19 protein-coding genes are annotated in these 15,557 nt (G+C 72.2%); 7 read left to right on the forward strand and 12 right to left on the reverse strand.

The window, feature by feature from the left end:
- Positions 1–22: 22 nt before the first annotated feature.
- The 7 genes from DVK05_RS01880 to DVK05_RS01910 all read right to left on the reverse strand — a co-directional run bounded on the left by DVK05_RS01880 (position 23) and on the right by DVK05_RS01910 (position 6,938).
- On the reverse strand, positions 23–937 hold the full coding sequence (locus DVK05_RS01880; RefSeq protein ID WP_121561742.1) for a thiamine-phosphate synthase family protein: 915 nt from the start codon (positions 935–937) through the stop codon (positions 23–25).
- Positions 934–1,575 carry a dCTP deaminase gene (gene dcd / locus DVK05_RS01885; protein WP_121561743.1) on the reverse strand — a complete coding sequence of 214 codons (642 nt, stop codon included), beginning with the start codon at positions 1,573–1,575 and terminating at the stop codon, positions 934–936. Before dcd ends, DVK05_RS01880 begins: the two co-directional genes overlap by 4 nt.
- Before the next feature lie 93 nt (positions 1,576–1,668).
- The gene (locus DVK05_RS01890; protein ID WP_121561744.1) at positions 1,669–2,412 is read right to left on the reverse strand and encodes a YIP1 family protein; all 744 of its coding nucleotides are present in this window, start codon (positions 2,410–2,412) and stop codon (positions 1,669–1,671) included.
- A gap of 77 nt (positions 2,413–2,489) precedes the next feature.
- Complete coding sequence (locus tag DVK05_RS01895; protein ID WP_053771704.1) at positions 2,490–3,116, reverse strand: NfeD family protein; 627 nt, start codon at positions 3,114–3,116, stop codon at positions 2,490–2,492.
- 99 nt (positions 3,117–3,215) lie between these two features.
- A complete protein-coding gene (locus DVK05_RS01900) occupies positions 3,216–3,503 on the reverse strand; it encodes a hypothetical protein (RefSeq protein ID WP_121561745.1) in 288 nt (95 codons plus the stop codon).
- 163 nt (positions 3,504–3,666) lie between these two features.
- Positions 3,667–5,424, reverse strand: coding sequence for a pyruvate kinase (gene pyk / locus DVK05_RS01905; protein ID WP_121561746.1), 1,758 nt, complete (start codon positions 5,422–5,424; stop codon positions 3,667–3,669).
- 578 nt (positions 5,425–6,002) lie between these two features.
- Complete coding sequence (locus DVK05_RS01910; protein ID WP_121561747.1) at positions 6,003–6,938, reverse strand: sulfide-dependent adenosine diphosphate thiazole synthase; 936 nt, start codon at positions 6,936–6,938, stop codon at positions 6,003–6,005.
- Positions 6,939–7,439: 501 nt separating this feature from the next.
- Here DVK05_RS01910 and DVK05_RS01915 point away from each other — a divergent pair.
- From DVK05_RS01915 to DVK05_RS01940, 6 genes are all read left to right on the forward strand, one after another.
- On the forward strand, positions 7,440–7,706 hold the full coding sequence (locus DVK05_RS01915) for a 50S ribosomal protein L37ae (RefSeq protein ID WP_006114269.1): 267 nt from the start codon (positions 7,440–7,442) through the stop codon (positions 7,704–7,706).
- A gap of 4 nt (positions 7,707–7,710) precedes the next feature.
- A complete protein-coding gene (locus DVK05_RS01920) occupies positions 7,711–7,845 on the forward strand; it encodes a DNA-directed RNA polymerase subunit P (protein ID WP_121561748.1) in 135 nt (44 codons plus the stop codon).
- A 23-nt stretch (positions 7,846–7,868) separates the two neighbouring features.
- Complete coding sequence (locus DVK05_RS01925; protein WP_121561749.1) at positions 7,869–8,120, forward strand: KEOPS complex subunit Pcc1; 252 nt, start codon at positions 7,869–7,871, stop codon at positions 8,118–8,120.
- A gap of 108 nt (positions 8,121–8,228) precedes the next feature.
- The gene (locus tag DVK05_RS01930) at positions 8,229–8,615 is read left to right on the forward strand and encodes a prefoldin subunit beta (RefSeq protein ID WP_121562436.1); all 387 of its coding nucleotides are present in this window, start codon (positions 8,229–8,231) and stop codon (positions 8,613–8,615) included.
- Between the two features lie 4 nt (positions 8,616–8,619).
- Complete coding sequence (locus tag DVK05_RS01935) at positions 8,620–8,886, forward strand: DUF3194 domain-containing protein (protein WP_121561750.1); 267 nt, start codon at positions 8,620–8,622, stop codon at positions 8,884–8,886.
- Between the two features lie 114 nt (positions 8,887–9,000).
- A complete protein-coding gene (locus tag DVK05_RS01940; protein ID WP_121561751.1) occupies positions 9,001–9,426 on the forward strand; it encodes a universal stress protein in 426 nt (141 codons plus the stop codon).
- Positions 9,427–9,506: 80 nt separating this feature from the next.
- Here the strand turns inward: DVK05_RS01940 and DVK05_RS01945 are convergent, their stop codons facing one another.
- From DVK05_RS01945 to DVK05_RS01965, 5 genes are all read right to left on the reverse strand, one after another.
- On the reverse strand, positions 9,507–10,061 hold the full coding sequence (locus tag DVK05_RS01945) for a GMP synthase subunit A (RefSeq protein WP_121561752.1): 555 nt from the start codon (positions 10,059–10,061) through the stop codon (positions 9,507–9,509).
- A gap of 104 nt (positions 10,062–10,165) precedes the next feature.
- Positions 10,166–11,650 (reverse strand): tRNA pseudouridine(13) synthase TruD, encoded by a 1,485-nt coding sequence (gene truD / locus DVK05_RS01950; protein WP_121561753.1) that lies wholly within the window; start codon positions 11,648–11,650, stop codon positions 10,166–10,168.
- Positions 11,651–11,989, reverse strand: a complete 339-nt coding sequence (pth2, locus tag DVK05_RS01955; protein WP_121561754.1) for a peptidyl-tRNA hydrolase Pth2 — start codon at positions 11,987–11,989, stop codon at positions 11,651–11,653.
- A 99-nt stretch (positions 11,990–12,088) separates the two neighbouring features.
- Positions 12,089–12,907 carry a bacteriorhodopsin gene (locus DVK05_RS01960; protein WP_121562437.1) on the reverse strand — a complete coding sequence of 273 codons (819 nt, stop codon included), beginning with the start codon at positions 12,905–12,907 and terminating at the stop codon, positions 12,089–12,091.
- 203 nt (positions 12,908–13,110) lie between these two features.
- The gene (locus DVK05_RS01965) at positions 13,111–14,643 is read right to left on the reverse strand and encodes an NAD(P)/FAD-dependent oxidoreductase (protein ID WP_121561755.1); all 1,533 of its coding nucleotides are present in this window, start codon (positions 14,641–14,643) and stop codon (positions 13,111–13,113) included.
- Between the two features lie 134 nt (positions 14,644–14,777).
- On the opposite strand from DVK05_RS01965, the gene DVK05_RS01970 reads away from it, so the two are divergent.
- A complete protein-coding gene (locus DVK05_RS01970) occupies positions 14,778–15,554 on the forward strand; it encodes a helix-turn-helix domain-containing protein (RefSeq protein WP_121561756.1) in 777 nt (258 codons plus the stop codon).
- The last annotated feature ends 3 nt before the right edge of the window (positions 15,555–15,557 follow it).

The raw sequence follows: 15,557 nt of genomic DNA on the forward strand, positions 1-15,557 counted from the left end.
GGGCCACCGGCGACCGCCCCGCCTACAGGATGTCGCGGACGATCGCGGCCGCCTCGGACGCCGTCGGAGCGAGCACGTACACGATCGGCTCGATGCCGACCGCGCCGGTCTGGTAGAGGACGAGCGTTCCTCCGTCCCCCTCCGCCGGGGAGCCGGCGGCCGCGACCGCGTCCGCGACCGCCTCGCGCGTCGGGCGTTCGGCGTCGAACTCGACGGTCGGGTGCGACTCGGCGAGCGCCTCGACGGTGTCGGGGTCGTACCGGACGTTCACCGCGCCGCGGGCGGTCGCCCCGCCCTCGCGGGCGGCGAGCAACACCGTCGCGACGTGTTCGCTCACGCCGAACTCGGGCTCGCCGGGGACCATCGCCCGGCCCTTCACGTCGACGAGGCGCCCGGGGACCGCCGCCACGTCGTCGATCGCCCGGGCGTCGCCGAGACACTCCGCCACGTTCGCCCCGACGTTCGGGATGAGCCCGGCGAAGCCCGAGGTGTTCGTCAGGGTGCGGAGCCCGCGGCGGACCGAGGTGAGGACCCGCTCGCGCTCCCGGAGCCCGCTGTCGGGGTCGTGGACGGAGAACTCGACGTCGGCGTCGGCGAGCGCGGGCATCGCCGTCTCGTGGAGGTCGGCGAGCAGGTCCCCCTCCTCCAGCTGCCGGATCAGCACCTCTATCTCCACGAGCGCGGCCACCGGCGTGAGGTCGCCGCTCGCGAGCCCCTCGCCGACCCGCTCGACGAGGTCGCGCACGCGCTCGTCGGCGACGATCCGCTCGTGTCTCGCCACGTCGCCGGCGGCGTACTTCGACACGGCCGACTGCGAGATGCCGAGCGCCGACGCGACCTCCGACTGGGTGAACCCGCGGTCGCGGAGGTCCTCCGCGAGCATCGAGCGGACGGTCGGCAGGAACTCGTCGACGACGACCTCCTCGATGAACCTCATTCGCGATCACCGCCCGACGGCGTCGCCCCGCCGTCACCCTCGCGTCCGTCGCCCGCCGCGCCCGCGAACTCGGGGTCGTCGCCGATCCGCGACGCCTGCGGCCCGTCCTGTCCCTGGTACTTCGAGCCGCGCTCGGCGCCGTAGGGGCGCTCCGCGGGCCGTTTCAGCTCCGTGAAGGTGAGCTGCGAGACGCGCATGCCCGGCGAGAGTGCCACGGGCGCGGTGCCGAGGTTCGAGAGTTCGAGCGTGATCTGCCCCTCGTAGCCGGGGTCGCACAGCCCCGCGGTCGCGTGGACGACGATGGCGAGCCGGCCGAGCGACGAGCGCCCCTCGACGTGGGCGACGAGGTCGTCCGGGATCGCGACGCGCTCGGCGGTCGTCCCGAGGACGAAGTCGCCGGGGTGGAGGATGAACTCGTCGCCCTCGTCGACGGTCGTCTCGGTGACGTACTCGCTCACCTCGCCCGCGTCGGTCGGGTGGATACAGGGGATGTTGGTGCGCTGGAACTCCAGGAACCGCTCGCCGAGCCGCAGGTCCACGCTCGCGGGCTGGACCTGCTGGTCGACGTCGTCGAGCGGCTCGATCGCGAGGTCGCCCTCGGCGAGCCGGTCGAGGATGTCGGCGTCGGACAGGATCATACCGGGAGGGGGAGCGCCGGCGGCTTAAAAACTCCCGAATTCGGCGTCCAGACGGGACCGAGCGTCGCCCGCGACGGGATCCGACCCGGGGAGTTACACCGCCGCGAGCAGCAGGGTCGGGACCGCGAAGAACGTCGCCACGCCGGCCGCGGCCCCGCGGTCGAGGTCGTACTCGGCCTCCAGCCCGCCGACGACGATCACCCACTGGACCGCGATAGCGACCCCCGAGGCGACGAGCAGCGGCCCGGTCGCGCCCGTGATCGCGGCGGCGACGTCGGCCGCCACCGCCTCGCCCGTCGAGCCGGATATCGTCGCGGTCGAGAGCGTGTACCAGATCCCGACGATCCCGGCCCCGAGCCGGAGCAGTTCCGCGCCGACCGCCCAGCCGGCGATCACGAACGAGTCGCCGACGGAGCCGGACCCGCCCGCGACGCGCGCGCCGACGTGGAGCGCGACCGCGAACAGCGCCCACCAGAGCGGCACGCCGATCAGCCCGTAGTGGATGAGCCCGGTCGCGGCGTCGCGCAGTTCCTCCCCCGCGTCGACCTCGATCCGTTCCGGTTCGTCGCACTCCTCGGCGAACATCGACCCCGGCTCGTCGCCGAACGTCTCGCAGGTCGACTCCGACGGCCGGTCGGGGTTGTCGACGGTGATCCGCTGGTCGACCGTCGCGTCGAAGACACCACCGAGCGCGACGATCCCGAGGCTGGTACCGATCGTGGCCACGACCAGCATCGCGACCGCGACGGTCCCGGCGTGAGGGGAGTCGAACCCGTCGCGGACGCGGTCGAGCACGCTGCCGGGCAGGCTCGCGAGGGCGGCGAGCGGGGAGGGCATCGTCGGGTTGTCCCCGCCGACGGACAAGTGCTTTTCCGCTCACAGCTCCGGGGCGGGGCGGCGTCCGGCCGCCCGCGTCACTCCCGGTCGAGTTCGGTCTCTCGCTCGACCTCCTCTGTGTCGGCGTCGTCCGCCTCCGCCGCCTCGTTCGCGGCGGCCTTGCGGGCGCGGTCGGCCGCCAGCTCGCGGTCGATGTCGTCCTCGACGTACCCCATCGACTCGACGGTGACGACGTTGCCGCCGCCCGGGTCGACCACCATCACCTCCTCGCCCTCGTCGATCGTTCCCTCCATCGAGCGGGCGGAGTAGTGGGGATTGAAGCCGCCGCCGGCGAGCTTCACCTCGCCGCCCGTGGGGGTCACCCGCTCCGTGACCGTCCCCGTCTTGCCCTTCAGCGAGTCGCTGTCGCTGGTCTGTTGTTGCCCTTTCCCGCCGTAGAGGTCGAACTCGTGGTAGCCGTAGAAGGCGGCGGCGCCGAACGCGAGCGTGAGGAGCGCCATGAGCAGCGTGAGGAGCGCGCCGGCGACGCCGAACGACGCCAGGAGCAGGCCGCCGAGCCCCGCGCCGATGAGCGCGATCCCGACGACGATGAAGTTCGCCCCCGGCGCGAGCGCCTCCGCCATCGAGAGCAGCAGCCCCGCGGTCAGGAGTAGGAGCGGGAGGGTGTCCGGGGAGAGGAGCCCGGACTGTGCGAGCGCGTTCATAGTCGGTCCTACGGCCGCGGCCTGATAAGTGGTGGTGCGCGCGGCCGCGGCGCCGTCGGTCGGCGGCGTCCTCGGCGGTCCGGGTCGTCGACCGCGCGTTCAGAAGCCGACCAGCAGGGTCCCGACAGTGAGCGCGACGCCGAGGACGACGAAGGCCGCGTGTTCGAGGTCCACGTCGCCCGGCTCTATCGGCTCGTCCGCCGGGGTGGCGGTGTCCTCGGTGACGCCGTTCGGCCCCACGTCGTCGACCGAGAAGCGCCACTCGCCGCCGTCGTCCGGCTCCTCGTCGCCGGCGTCGTTGGCCCGGCTGCGGTCGCCGAACTCCGTCGACTCCGCGGCGTCGGACGCGCGCTCGTCGCGGGCGTCGTCGCCGGATTCGTCGCTCATGGCCGGGTCTACGCGACTCCGTAATAAATGGCTGGCGGGCGCGAGCGGCGCGGGGCCGGGGCGGTCACGCCGATGGCAGCGCGTCGGGTGGGGGCGTGTCGGGTGGCGGCGCGTCGGGTGACGCTGTGTCTGGTGACGCTGTGTCGGCGGGATCGGGCGCGGCCTACCGCTCGCGGGCCGCCCGGAGCACGTCGCCGTCGTAGACGACGCCGCGCTCGCCGTCGAGGGTCACGGTCGTCCCGTCCGCGACCGAGTCGGGGAGGCCGGCGCCGGAGACCATCGGGACGCCGAGTTCGCGGGCGACGACGGCGGGGTAGCCGGTCATCCCCTCGCGGGCGTCGATGATGCCGGCGATCCGGTCGAGGTCGCCGGAGAACTCTCCGTCGAAGTCGGCGCCGAGCGCGACGACGGAGCCCGCCGGCAGCGCGTCGAGGTCGCCGTCCGCGGTCCGGTGGACCGGGGCGGCGACGCGGCCGGCGACGACCGCCTTCCCCGTCACGAGCGTCTCGGCGGCGACGTGGACCTTCAGCGTGTTCGTCGTGTTCGTCCCCTCGAACTCGGTCAGCATGCCTGAGAGGACCACGAGGGTGTCGCCGGACGCGGCGCCGCCGCGGTCGAGCGCGGCGTCGACCGCGTTGTCGAGGATCCCCTCCATGTCGTGGGCGTACTCGGTCAGCACCGGGCGGACCCCCCACGAGAGCGCGAGCTGGCGGCGGATGCGGTCGTCCGGCGTCGTGGCGACGACCGGGACGCCCGGCCGGAACATGGCGGTCTTGCGCGCGGTGAAGCCGGACTCGGAGACCGCGACGACCGTCGAGGCGCCGATGTCGCGCGCGAGGTAGCGCGCCGAGCGCGCCAGCGCCTCGGTGCGGGAGCCCTCCTCCGCGGTCGGGACGCGCTGCTCGCGCGTCTCCGCGTACTCGTCGCTGGCCTCGACCTGCCGGACGATCCGGTCCATCGTCTCGACGACGTTGACGGGGTCGTCGCCGACCGCGGTCTCGCCCGAGAGCATCACGGCGTCGGTACCGTCGAGGACGGCGTTGGCCACGTCGGAGGCCTCGGCGCGGGTCGGGCGCCGCGAGGAGACCATCGAGTCGAGCATCTCCGTCGCCGTGATGACGGGGACGCCCTCGTTGACGCAGGTCCGGATGATCCGCTTCTGGATCACGGGCACGTCCTCCAGCGGGCACTCGACCCCGAGGTCGCCGCGGGCGACCATCACGCCGTCGGCGGCGTCGACGATCCCCTCCAAGTTCTCGACGGCGCCGGCGCGCTCGATCTTCGCGACGATCGGGATGTCGCCGCCGCCGCGGGCCTCCAGCTCGTCGGCGATCCGGTAGATGTCGTCGGCGTCGCGCACGAACGAGGCCGCGACGAAGTCGGCGTCGGTGCGCGCGGCGAGGTCGAGTTCGGCCTCGTCCTCCGGCGTGATCAGGTCCACGTCGATGGCGACGCCCGGGAGGTTCACGCCCTTCCGGGAGCCGAGCTTCCCGCCGGAGACGACCGTGGCGACGACGGCCTCGCCGTCGACGCGCTCGACGCGGCACTCGATCCGGCCGTCGTCGAGGAGGATCGTGTCGCCCGGCTCGGCGGCCCCGATCGAGTGAGTGAGACCGACGCGCTCGGGCGTCGCGTCGTCGGCTTCGAGGAAGGTGACCTCCGAGTCGCCGGCGAGTTCGATCGGCTCGTCGATCTCGGCCGTGCGGACCTCGGGGCCCTTCAGGTCGACCATCACCGCGAGCGGGTCGTCGATCTCGTCGTCGACGGCGCGGGCGCGCTCGATCACCGTCTCCCGGTGGTCGGTGGTCCCGTGGCTGGCGTTGAGTCGGACGACGGACATCCCCGCGTCGGCGAGGCCGCGGATCGTGTCCCGGTCGTCCGAGGCGGGACCGATCGTACAGACGATCTTGGCGTTTCGCATACCGCCGGGTTCGACGTAGCGCCGGAAAAAGGCACCCGGTTGAGTCGCTCCCGAGTGAACGTTCGTGACGGACGGGCGCGTTGCGGGTTCAGTCCGGTATCCGGCGTCGATGAGTCATGGTCCGAACTGCGGCGGCGCGTGCCTGCGAGCGGCCGGAGCGAAGCGGCGGCCGCGAGGCAGCACGCGCGAGGGACGCCGCGAACGCCCGGAGGGCGTGAGCGGCGAGGTTGGGGAGGCGTGAGGCTGCGGTTGCGGTGCTGTGCGGGGTGGGGGCTCAAAGGGGCAGCCGGGAGGGCGAAGGCGCGCGACGCAAGCACTGGAAGGAGCGAGTGAAACGAGCGACTGAAGCGCGTGGTTCGAGAGAGCGAAGCTCTCTCGTCATCCCGAAAATCTCCGATTTTCGGGCGACAGCGAGCGCACCGAGCCCTCCCGGCTGGGGCTTTGGAGGTGTTCGCTGTCGACTCCCGGTCGAGCACGTGTACTCGACCAGCGGCGGACGTGGAGGGAGCAGCTACCGGAGCGTCAGCGGTGATCGCTCGTCGAAAGACGGCGACTTCGCCGGGTAACCGACTTTCGTATCAGTCGTCGGCGGGCGCGGGCGCGCCGCCGGCCGACAGTTCGACTTCGGGCGCGTCGACGCCGAGCTCGTCGAGGGCGGCCTGCGCGGCGCGCTTCCCGGAGACGAGCATCGCGCCGAACGTCGGGCCCATCCGCGGGAGGCCGTGCGCGGTCGCGACCGCCATCCCCGAGGCGATCAGCCCGTCGTGGACGACGCCGGTGTGCTCGACGACGGCGTCCTCGCTCTCGCCGACCCACATCGAGTCGTGGCCGGGCGAGTCGTGACCGGGGGCGCCGTACTGGTCGTCGCCGGTCTGGTCCATGCCGGTGTTGTGCTCTTTCGCGTGCTCGATGCCGGGCGCCGAGAGGACGCCGCGCTCGTCGAGCTTGCTGATCGCGACGGCGTCGTGGCCGGTCGCGTCGATGACGAGGTCGGACTCGACCGCGACCGGGTCGACGCAGGTGATCTCGCGGGGGAGCGCGTGGACCGGCGTCCAGTTCATCACGATGCCGCCGACGCGGTGGTCGTCGCGGACGACGAGGTCGGTGAACTCGGTCATGTTCTGGACGCGCGCGCCGGCGTCGCAGGCGGCCTTGATCAGCCCGGAGCAGGCCTCCGGCCCCGCAGCGGTGTAGAGGCCGTCCACGTCCGCGACCGGCTCGTAGTCCACGTCGAGGTCGTCGAGGATCTCCTGGGCGGGGTCCCGGACCGTCACGGTGTTCATCAGGAACCCGCCGAGCCAGAAGCCGCCGCCGAGGTAGTTGTTCTTCTCGACGATCATCACCTTCACGCCGCGCTCGGCCAGCTCCTTCGCGGCCATCAGGCCCGACGGGCCGCCGCCGAGGACGATCACCTCGGAGTCGGTGAAATCGAGGAACCCGTCGGTCCACTCGGTGCCGATGGCCTTCGTTACGTCCGTCTCGCTCACGTCGCTGAAGCCGTCGAATCCGTTCATACAACTTGGTAGTATTACTTGGTTGTGAAATACGTTGCGGTCGATACGTAGCCGTGTCTGTGAGGACTGCCGGCAATCTTCCGGCGAACACCGCTAAAACGCCAGTCAGTCGGTTACAGGTGGACGCCACTGACACGAACCCCTCCAAAGCCCCAGCCGGGAGGCGGGCGCACGCTCGCTGCGCTCCTCGCTCAGTCGCTGCCGCTCCTTCGCTGCGGTGCTTACGTTGCCTGCGCCCGCCTCCCGGCTGCCCCTTTGAGTCCCGCCCCGCACCGCACAGCAGCCTCACACCTCCCCAGCCTCGCCGTTCGTTCCGGGCTCCCTGCGGTCGCCCGTCACTCACGGCGTCCCTCGCGCGTGCTGTCTCGCGGCCGCCGAGGGCGGCCGCTCGCAGGCACGCGCCACCGCATCCGATCACCCCTCTTTCGTCGTCGCCGTCGGCGGTTCCGACCGCCGCAACTCGCAGCCTTTTTACCTGCGCTGGCGGTAGGAGTGGCTACTATGGCTGAGGACAAGGCTCGAAGCACCGGCAGCGCGGGCCGATTCGGCGCCCGTTACGGCCGGGTCTCCCGCAAGCGGGTCCAGGACATCGAAGAGGAGATGCGCAACGCGACCGTCGACGGCGACGACGTGAAGCGCGTGGGTACCGGCATCTGGGTCAACGAGGAGACCGGCGAGACGTTCACCGGCGGCGCGTACCGCCCCGAGACGCCCGGCGGTCGCACCGTCCGCCGCTCCATCCGCGCCGCGCTCGCCGACGAGGAATAAGGCGATGAGCTACAAGTGCTCCCGCTGTAAGCGCGACGTCACCCTCGACGAGTACGGCGGCGTGCGCTGTCCGTACTGCGGCCACCGCGTCCTCCTGAAGGAGCGCGGCGGTGGCATCAAGGAAGTCAACGTCGAGTAACGCCGTCTCCCCCTCCACGGACCGTGACGCGCGCACACGAGACGGTCCTCTCGTTCACCTACCCCTCCGAGCGGCGCGCCCGCGTCGTGGCCGACGCGCTCGGTCCCGAGGTCGGCGAGATCGACGACGCCCGCTCGACCGCGACCGTCGACCGCGAGGGCGACGCGGTCCGCGTCCGCGTCCTCGCCGACGACCTCGTGGCGCTGCGCGCCGGCGTCAACAGCTGGTCCCGGCTCGTCGCGGTCGCCGAGCGCGTCGCCGGGCTCGACGACTAAACCGACGCGAGCGTTTCCGAGACCCGTCGTATTGCCGACTTGTCGGGGCGGGAGAGATGTAGTGGGTTTTTCCGTCCGGGCCGCCTCGGTCCGCCCATGCAAGGGAACATGCCGCCCGAGGCACAGGAGAAGATCGAGGAGCTGCAGGACCTTCAGGAGACCGCACAGCAGGTCGCCGAGCAGAAGGAGCAGGCCCAGTCCGCGCTCAACGAGTCCAAGACCGCCCTCGACGCCCTCGAAGACGTCGACGAGGACGCGGGGATGTACCGCGAGATCGGCAAGGTCCTCGTCGAGACGGACTACGAGTCCGCCTACGACGACCTCGAGGACAAGGTCGACTCGCTCGAAGTCCGCGTCGAGCAGCTCGAGAAGCAGGAGGAGCGCGTCGAGGAGCAGTTCGACGACCTCCAGAGCGAGCTCCAGCAGATGCTCCAAGGCGGCGCGGGCGGCGGCGGCCCGATGGGACCGGGCGGTCCGGGCGCCGGCGGCGCGTAAGGCCGTGACCGACGACGCCGACGCCGCCGCGGAGCCGAGCGACGACGAGGTCGTTCGCACCGCTGCCGAGGCGGCCGAGGGGATCGTGTTCAAACACTACGACCAGTCCACCGTCACCGACCTCGACGTCACCGTCACGTTCGAGGAGGGCGTCCTCGACGTCGACGTCTACCTCAACGCCCCGGAGGACGCCGGGCCGGACCCGGACGCGGTCGCGCAGGAGGCGGTCGAGACCGCGGGCGAGGCCGTCGACGAGCTGTTCGAGGCGTAGGCGCCGGCCGTCTTTTCCGACCGGTGCGCCCCCGACACGACGAGCGGCGCGACCGCGTCCGGCGTCCGCGCATCGGGTACTGTTAACGTCTCGCACGTCGTGGGTCGGGCCGACATGTACGACGCGATACTGTGTCCGATCGACGGGAGCGCCGGGAGCGCCGCCGCGACCGAGCAGGCCTGCGGCCTCGCCGCCCTGACGGGCGCCCGGGTCCACGCGCTGTTCGTCGTCGACGAGGGCATCGCCGGCGCCGGCGAGTGGGACGTGGTCGTCGAGCGCGAGGAGGCGCGCGGCGAGCGCGCGCTCGACGCGGTCGCCGAGGCGGCCGCGGCGCGCGGCGTCGAGTGCGAACTCCACCTCCGCCGCGGCCGCCCGCACGAGGAGATCCTCGACGCGGCGGCGGACTACGGCGTCGACCTGATCGCGATGGGCACGCACGGCCGTACCGGGATCGGGCGCTTCGTCGCGGCGGGGTCGGTCGCCGAGCGAGTCGTGCGTTACAGCGAACTCCCGGTGTTGACGGCGCACGTCGGAGAATAGTCCGCGGCGCACGCCGAAGAATAGCCCGCGCTGTGCGTCGAAGAATAGCCCGCGACGCACGTCGGCGAACCGCTCGCGTTCTACGCCGACTCGCAGATCGCGACGAAGTTCTCGAAGACCTCCTCGCCGCGCTCCGTGTGCGCGACCTCGGGGTGCCACTGGACGCCGTACAGGTCCGCGTCCGCGTCGGCCATCGCCTCGATGCCGCAGACGTCGGAGGTGGCGGTGCGGGAGAACCCGTCCGGCAGCTCGGTCACCTCGTCGGCGTGGGAGGCCCAGACGCGCGTCTCGGGGGCCAGCGAGCCGACGAGCGGGTCCTCGTCGTCGGTTATCTCGACGTCGACGTCCGCGTAGCCGCCGTAGTCGCCCTCGCCGACCGCGCCGTCGAGCTCCGCCGCGATCAGCTGCATCCCCAGGCAGATCCCGAGGACGGGGACGTCGCGGTCGAGGTAGTCCGGCGCGTTGCCGACGCGGTCCATGTCCGGGCCGCCCGAGAGGACGACCCCGTCCGCCTCGACCTCGTCGGCCGGTGTCTCCGCCGAGACTATCTCGGTGTCGACGCCGAGGTCGCGGAGCGCCCGGCGTTCGAGGTGGGTGAACTGGCCGTGGAGGTCGATGACGACGATCCGAGTCATGGCCTCGATTGACGGCTGTCGCACAAAAACGGCTCGGAACGGAACACAGTCCCGTGGTGGTTTCGACTCCTCGAATCCCGAAGTGATCCACGAATCCGGATCGATCAGAGGTCGAGCGGGCCGCGCTTCGTGAACTCCCGCAGGAGCGCGGTCGCGTACGACCCGCTCGGGAGCGCGAAGGCGAACCGCGGGTCGCCGCCCTCGAACGTCACGTCGAGGTCCGTGCGCAGGAGGGCCGCGCGGCGCGTCCCGTTCGAGTCGAACTCGCCGGGGAGCGCGAAGTCGCCCGGCTCGACGCCGGCGTCGGCGAGGACCTCGCGCTCTATCTCGCCCGGCTCGCCGCCGCCGAGGGTCGTCTCGGTGCCGACGAGCGGCGCGGTGACGAAGGCCCGCCCGCGCTCGCAGTGCCGCGAGACCACGTCGACCCGGTCCGCGTCGACGCGCTGGAGGCGGTCGGCGTCCGGCGCGTACAGCCCCTCGGGCGCGTCGCCGTCGGCGAAACAGACCACGTCGCCGGCGACGGGACGGTCGAACGGGAGCCCGCGGCGCAGCCGCTCGCTCACGATCCGGTTGAAGAGGAACGACTGCGCGGCGTTGACGAACAGCCGCTGGAGGTTCGAGGGCACCGCCTCCAGGGCGTGCCACCAGTCCTCGTCGTCCGGCGGCGCGTCGGGGGCGACGCCGCGGTCGGCGAGCCGGTGGACCATCGAGCGCTCGAACCGGAGCTTGCCGGGGATCGCGTCGAGGCAGGCGGCCCAGTCGCCGTCGCCCGTGCCGTCGGCGGCGGGCCCGCCGTCGAGTCCGGAGTCACCGCTCACGCCGAACGCCGCGTCGACCTCATCGCGTGCGGCTCGGGTGTCCTCGGGCTCCGCCGCGGCGGGGTTCCCGGCGTACAGCCGGACCGCCTCGCGGGGGTCGTTCCGCGCGATCGCGAGCCCGACGACGTGAGTGACGGGGCGCCGGCTGCCGAACCGCTGCTGGCCGAAGTAGTTCGGGACGCCGACGGTCGCCTCGATCGACTCGTCCCCGCTCGGACCGCTGCTCCCGTCCGCGTCGCCCTCGTCCGCGTCGCCCGCGAACGCCCGGAGGTCCCGCACCGCCTCGGCGACGCGCTCGGGGGCGCCGTCGACCGCGTCCGCGACGCGGATCTCGAAGGCGTTGCCCGCGAGGTCGCCGAACGAGAGGCTCCGGCCCGCCCGGCCGAGCGCCGCTATCTCGGCGCCGCGGATCTCCGGGAGGTCGTCGGCGTCGACGCCGCGGACGGTGAACAGCTGCGTCGTGACGGCGCGCTTGTCCTTCGTCCCCGCCCACGAGACGCGCTCGCGGCTGACGCCGAGCGCGTCCGAGAGCCGGCGCGCGAAGTCGTTCGTGTCCCAGTCGCGGAGCGTCGCCCGGACGACGAGGTCGGGGTAGCTGCCGGGGTCGGCATCGAGCGGCTCCGCGTCGAACGCCTCCAGCTCCCGGACTCGGAAGTCCTCGGGCGACTCGCGGAGCCGCCCGCCGATCCCGTCGGCGCGGCTGGCGTAGTACTCGATACCGACCGCGCGCTCCGTCGGGTGCGCCTCGCGGAGGGAATCGCCGTCGGCCATTCAGAACAGCGAGAGGTCGCCGGTCACGCGGTCGACGCTGTCGTCGCGGGCGGGGCCGACCGCGAGCGCGGTGACGGTCCCCGGCTCCAGCTGGGTGTGGCCCGCGTCCCGGACGATAGCGTACGGCAGCCCCTCCTTGTCGGCCTTGTCGGCCAGCTCGAACAGCTGGCTCTCGGAGCTCCCCTTCAGCACGACCTTCTTCTGTCCCTCCCCCTGCCACTTCTTCCGCGCCCGGTCGCTCGCGTCCTGGTACGCCGACAGCGACGCGTGCGCGACCTGCGCGGCGAGTTTCCCCTCGCCCATGCCGATGTCCGTCCGGGCGACGATGGCCTGTTTCATACCGTCTCCACCGCCGCCGCGGGTTTAGCGCTTTTCTCTCCGCCGCCGGGCCGCGGCGCTCGTCGGCGGTGGAAATAGCGGGGGACCGACCGCGGCCGATCAGTCGTCGGCGGGCGCCGCGCCGCCGCGGGAGGCCGCGCCGAGACCGGCGGCCATGTCGGCGACGGTCCGCTCGTTGTTGACGACCCAGCGCAGCAGGAGGAACGCGAAGAGGTACTTCGCGATGATGTCCATCCCGCTGTACGCCCACGAGGTGATCGCCACGTCGAGCACGGCGAAGCCCTCGGCGCCGAGGGCCCAGAAGATGGGGTAGCCGAGCCAGAGGACGACGGTGAGCACCTTCAGCGTGTTGAAGATGTCGGCGGTGCCGGCGACCTCGGCGTCCTTCGCCCACTCCGCGAGCAGGATGTAGAGGACGACGACGAAGAACGCGCAGCTGATGCCGTACCAGACCCAGCGCAGCAGGAGCGAGGACGTGGTCAGCGCGGCCGCAAGCCCGGTGACGCACATCCCGACGTCGGCCACCACGGCGGTGAACAGCTTGCTCAGGTTCGAGCCGGCGAGCAGGCCGAGCGCGACGAGGATCATCGGCGTCGAGAACGCCCACGTGAGGTACCGACCCCACGGGGTGAACACCCCGCCCTCGGGGCCGGCGCCCGCGCCGGCCAGCGCGTGGCCGGCCGGCATCTCGAGGAAGCTGACGGTGAGCCCGGAGACGAGCCCCGTGTAGCTGGAGATGGACACCAGCGGTACCATCAGCGTGGCGACGAAGATCAGCTGGGCGCGCGGGTCCTCCACGTTCCGTCCCATGTAGACGAACAGGAGGATCGACAGCCCCGCGAGGGCGATGTTCACCCAGAGCGACGCGCTCAGGAGGGTGTTGCTCTGAATGAACTGGAATATCTCTGTCTGCGTCATTTCGAGCGGAACGGTACTCTGCGCGAGGAGGTCGGCCGCTGCTGTTTCTATCATGCGACGTTCTATTACACGTGGCGTATTTATTAAATGTACTAACCTGACTGGTAAGGTTTTCCTGACAGTTTCCCGTCTCAATCCGTATTTTTTGATATATTACCGTTCTCGAACTCGTATTTGGACGGCTGTTGCGACTCTCTCCGGATTCAGCGCCCGACCAGCGGCAGTCGGTCGAGTGGGCCGCCGGCGGCGTCCGCCTCGACCGCGGCCGCGCAGTGTTCCCCGCCGAGCAGGCACATCGGCACGCCGATCCCCGGGTTGCTGCTCCCGCCGACGTAGTAGAGGCGGTCGGTCCCGCGGACGCGCGGTCCGGGTCGGAGCGGCCCGGTCTGTCGCATCGTGTGCGCGAGCCCGAGCGCGCTCCCGCCGGGCTGGTCGAACCGCGCCGCGAACTCCGAGACGCACGCCGACTCCTCGGCGACGATCCGGTCGCGGAGGTCGACGCCGGCCCGCGAGTCCACCGCGTCGAGGACGCGCTCCCTGAGCGCCGCCCGCCGGTCCGGCGTGTCGTCGAGCCCGGGCGCGAGCGGCACGAGCGTCACGACCGCCTCGTGGCCGTCGGGGGCGACCGACGGGTCCGTCCGCGACGGGACGTTCACGTACACGACCGGCTCCGTCTCGCCGGTCGGCCACGCGGGGTCGTCGAAGATGGCCGCGAAGTGCGGGTCCCAGTCCGTCGGGAGCGCGAGCGTGTGGTGCGCCAGCTCCGGCAGCTCGCCCTCGACGCCGAGGTACAGCAGGTGCGCCGAGGGGCCGTACGTCCGCCGCTCCCAGTAGTCGCCGAGCCGCGGGACGGTCCCCTCGGGGAGCAGCTCGCGCTCGACGTGGGCGGGCGGCGCGTTACAGACCACGCGGTCGTGGACGTAGCGGTCGCCGCCGAGCTCGACCTCGACGCCGCCGTCGACCGGTTCGAGGCCCGTCACCTCGACGCCGGTGTGAACGTCGGCGCCGGCGTCGCGGGCGACCGTCTCGACGGCCTCGACCACCTCGTACATCCCGCCCATCGGGTAGTAGACGCCGAGCCCGTAGTCGACGTGGCTCATCAGCTGGTACAGCGCCGGCGTGTTGTGGGGCGACCCCCCGAGGAAGACGAGCGTGTACTCCAGCAGCTGCCTGAGCTTCGGATGGTCGACGTACGACCGCACCCGCTCGTCGAGGCTGGAGAGCAGGTCGAGCTCGCGGCCGCCGGCGAGGACGTCGAGCGAGAGGTAGTCGCGGAACCGCGACCGCCCGGGGAGGACGAACCGGTCCATCCCGGCGTCGTACGCCCGCTCGGCGTCGTCGAGGTACTCGCGGAACGCCGCGCCCGCGCCCGGCTCGTACGACTCGAACAGGTCGGCCGCGGCGTCCGGGTCGGCGGGCACGTCGGCGCGGTCGCCGTCGTCCCAGAACACCCGGTAGTGCGGGTCGAGCCGACGCAGGTCGTAGAACTCGTCGGGCGACCGGCCGAAGTCCTCGAAGAACCGCTCGAAGAGGTCCGGGAGCAGGTACCACGACGGGCCGGTGTCGAACCGGAACCCGTCCAGCTCCAGCCGACCGGCGACTCCCCCGACGCGCTCGGCGCGCTCGTACAGCGTCACCTCCGCGCCTCCGGCCGCGAGGTAGGCGGCGGCGGAGAGCCCGCCGACGCCGCCGCCGACCACCCCCACCGAGGCTCCGCGCAGCGGCTCGTCGCTCATGGGGTCGGTAGGGGCTCGCGCCGTGAGTGTGGTCGCCAACTCTCGACGGTCCTTTATAAGTCGGTCCGACGAGCCGCCGCGACGCGTACTCGTTCGGCTTCCTTTTTTTCCGGCTTCGGGCACAGGATCGATACATGGAACGGCGGTCGCGGTCGTCGGACAGCGGCTCCGCCGACAGCCCCGGTACCGCCGGCCGGCCCGGCTCCGACGGCCTCGCGCGCTCGGGGACCGCGCGGAGCGGGTCCGACGCCTCCCGAGACGCCGACCGGTCGAGCGCCGGCGGCCGCGACGGCGCCGGCGTCCGCGTCGAGGTGGTCGTTCACGACCCGAGCCCCGCGCCGGTGGCGGCGGCGCTCCCGCCGGGCGCGGTCGCGGAGGACGTCGACCGCGTCCGCGTCGACGAGGCGGTCGTCTCGCAGTTCCGCGCCGACCGCGCGGTCGACGCGGAGCTCGTCTTCGACGGCGGCGACGAGTTCGTCTACCGCTGCCGCAGCCCCGCGGCGGGCCAGTTCCCGTCCGACGCCGTCGAGTCGCTCGGATACCCCGTCTCGTCGGTCACGGTCCGCACGGCGCCGGACCGCGTCCGGCTCCGGCTGTCGCTGCCCGCCGCCGACCCGCTCGGCGACGTGATCGACGCGCTGGAGGCGACCGGCGGGTCGGTCCGTCTCGAACGGCTCACCAGCTCCGGCGCTGCCGACAGCCGCTCCGACCCGGTCGTGGTCGACCTGGGGCGGCTCACGGAGCGCCAGCGCGAGGTAATCCGGACCGCCCAGCGGCTCGGCTACTTCGAGCACCCCCGCGAGGCGAGCGCGACGGAGGTGGCCGACGCCATCGGCATCGCTCGCGCGACGTTCTCGGAGCACCTCGCGGCGGCGCAGCGCCGCGTCTTCGACGACCTCGTCGGCGGGTGAGCC

It is taken from the genome of Halorubrum sp. Atlit-8R, assembly GCF_003666025.1.
GTDB classification, from domain to species: Archaea; Halobacteriota; Halobacteria; order Halobacteriales; family Haloferacaceae; genus Halorubrum; species Halorubrum salinarum.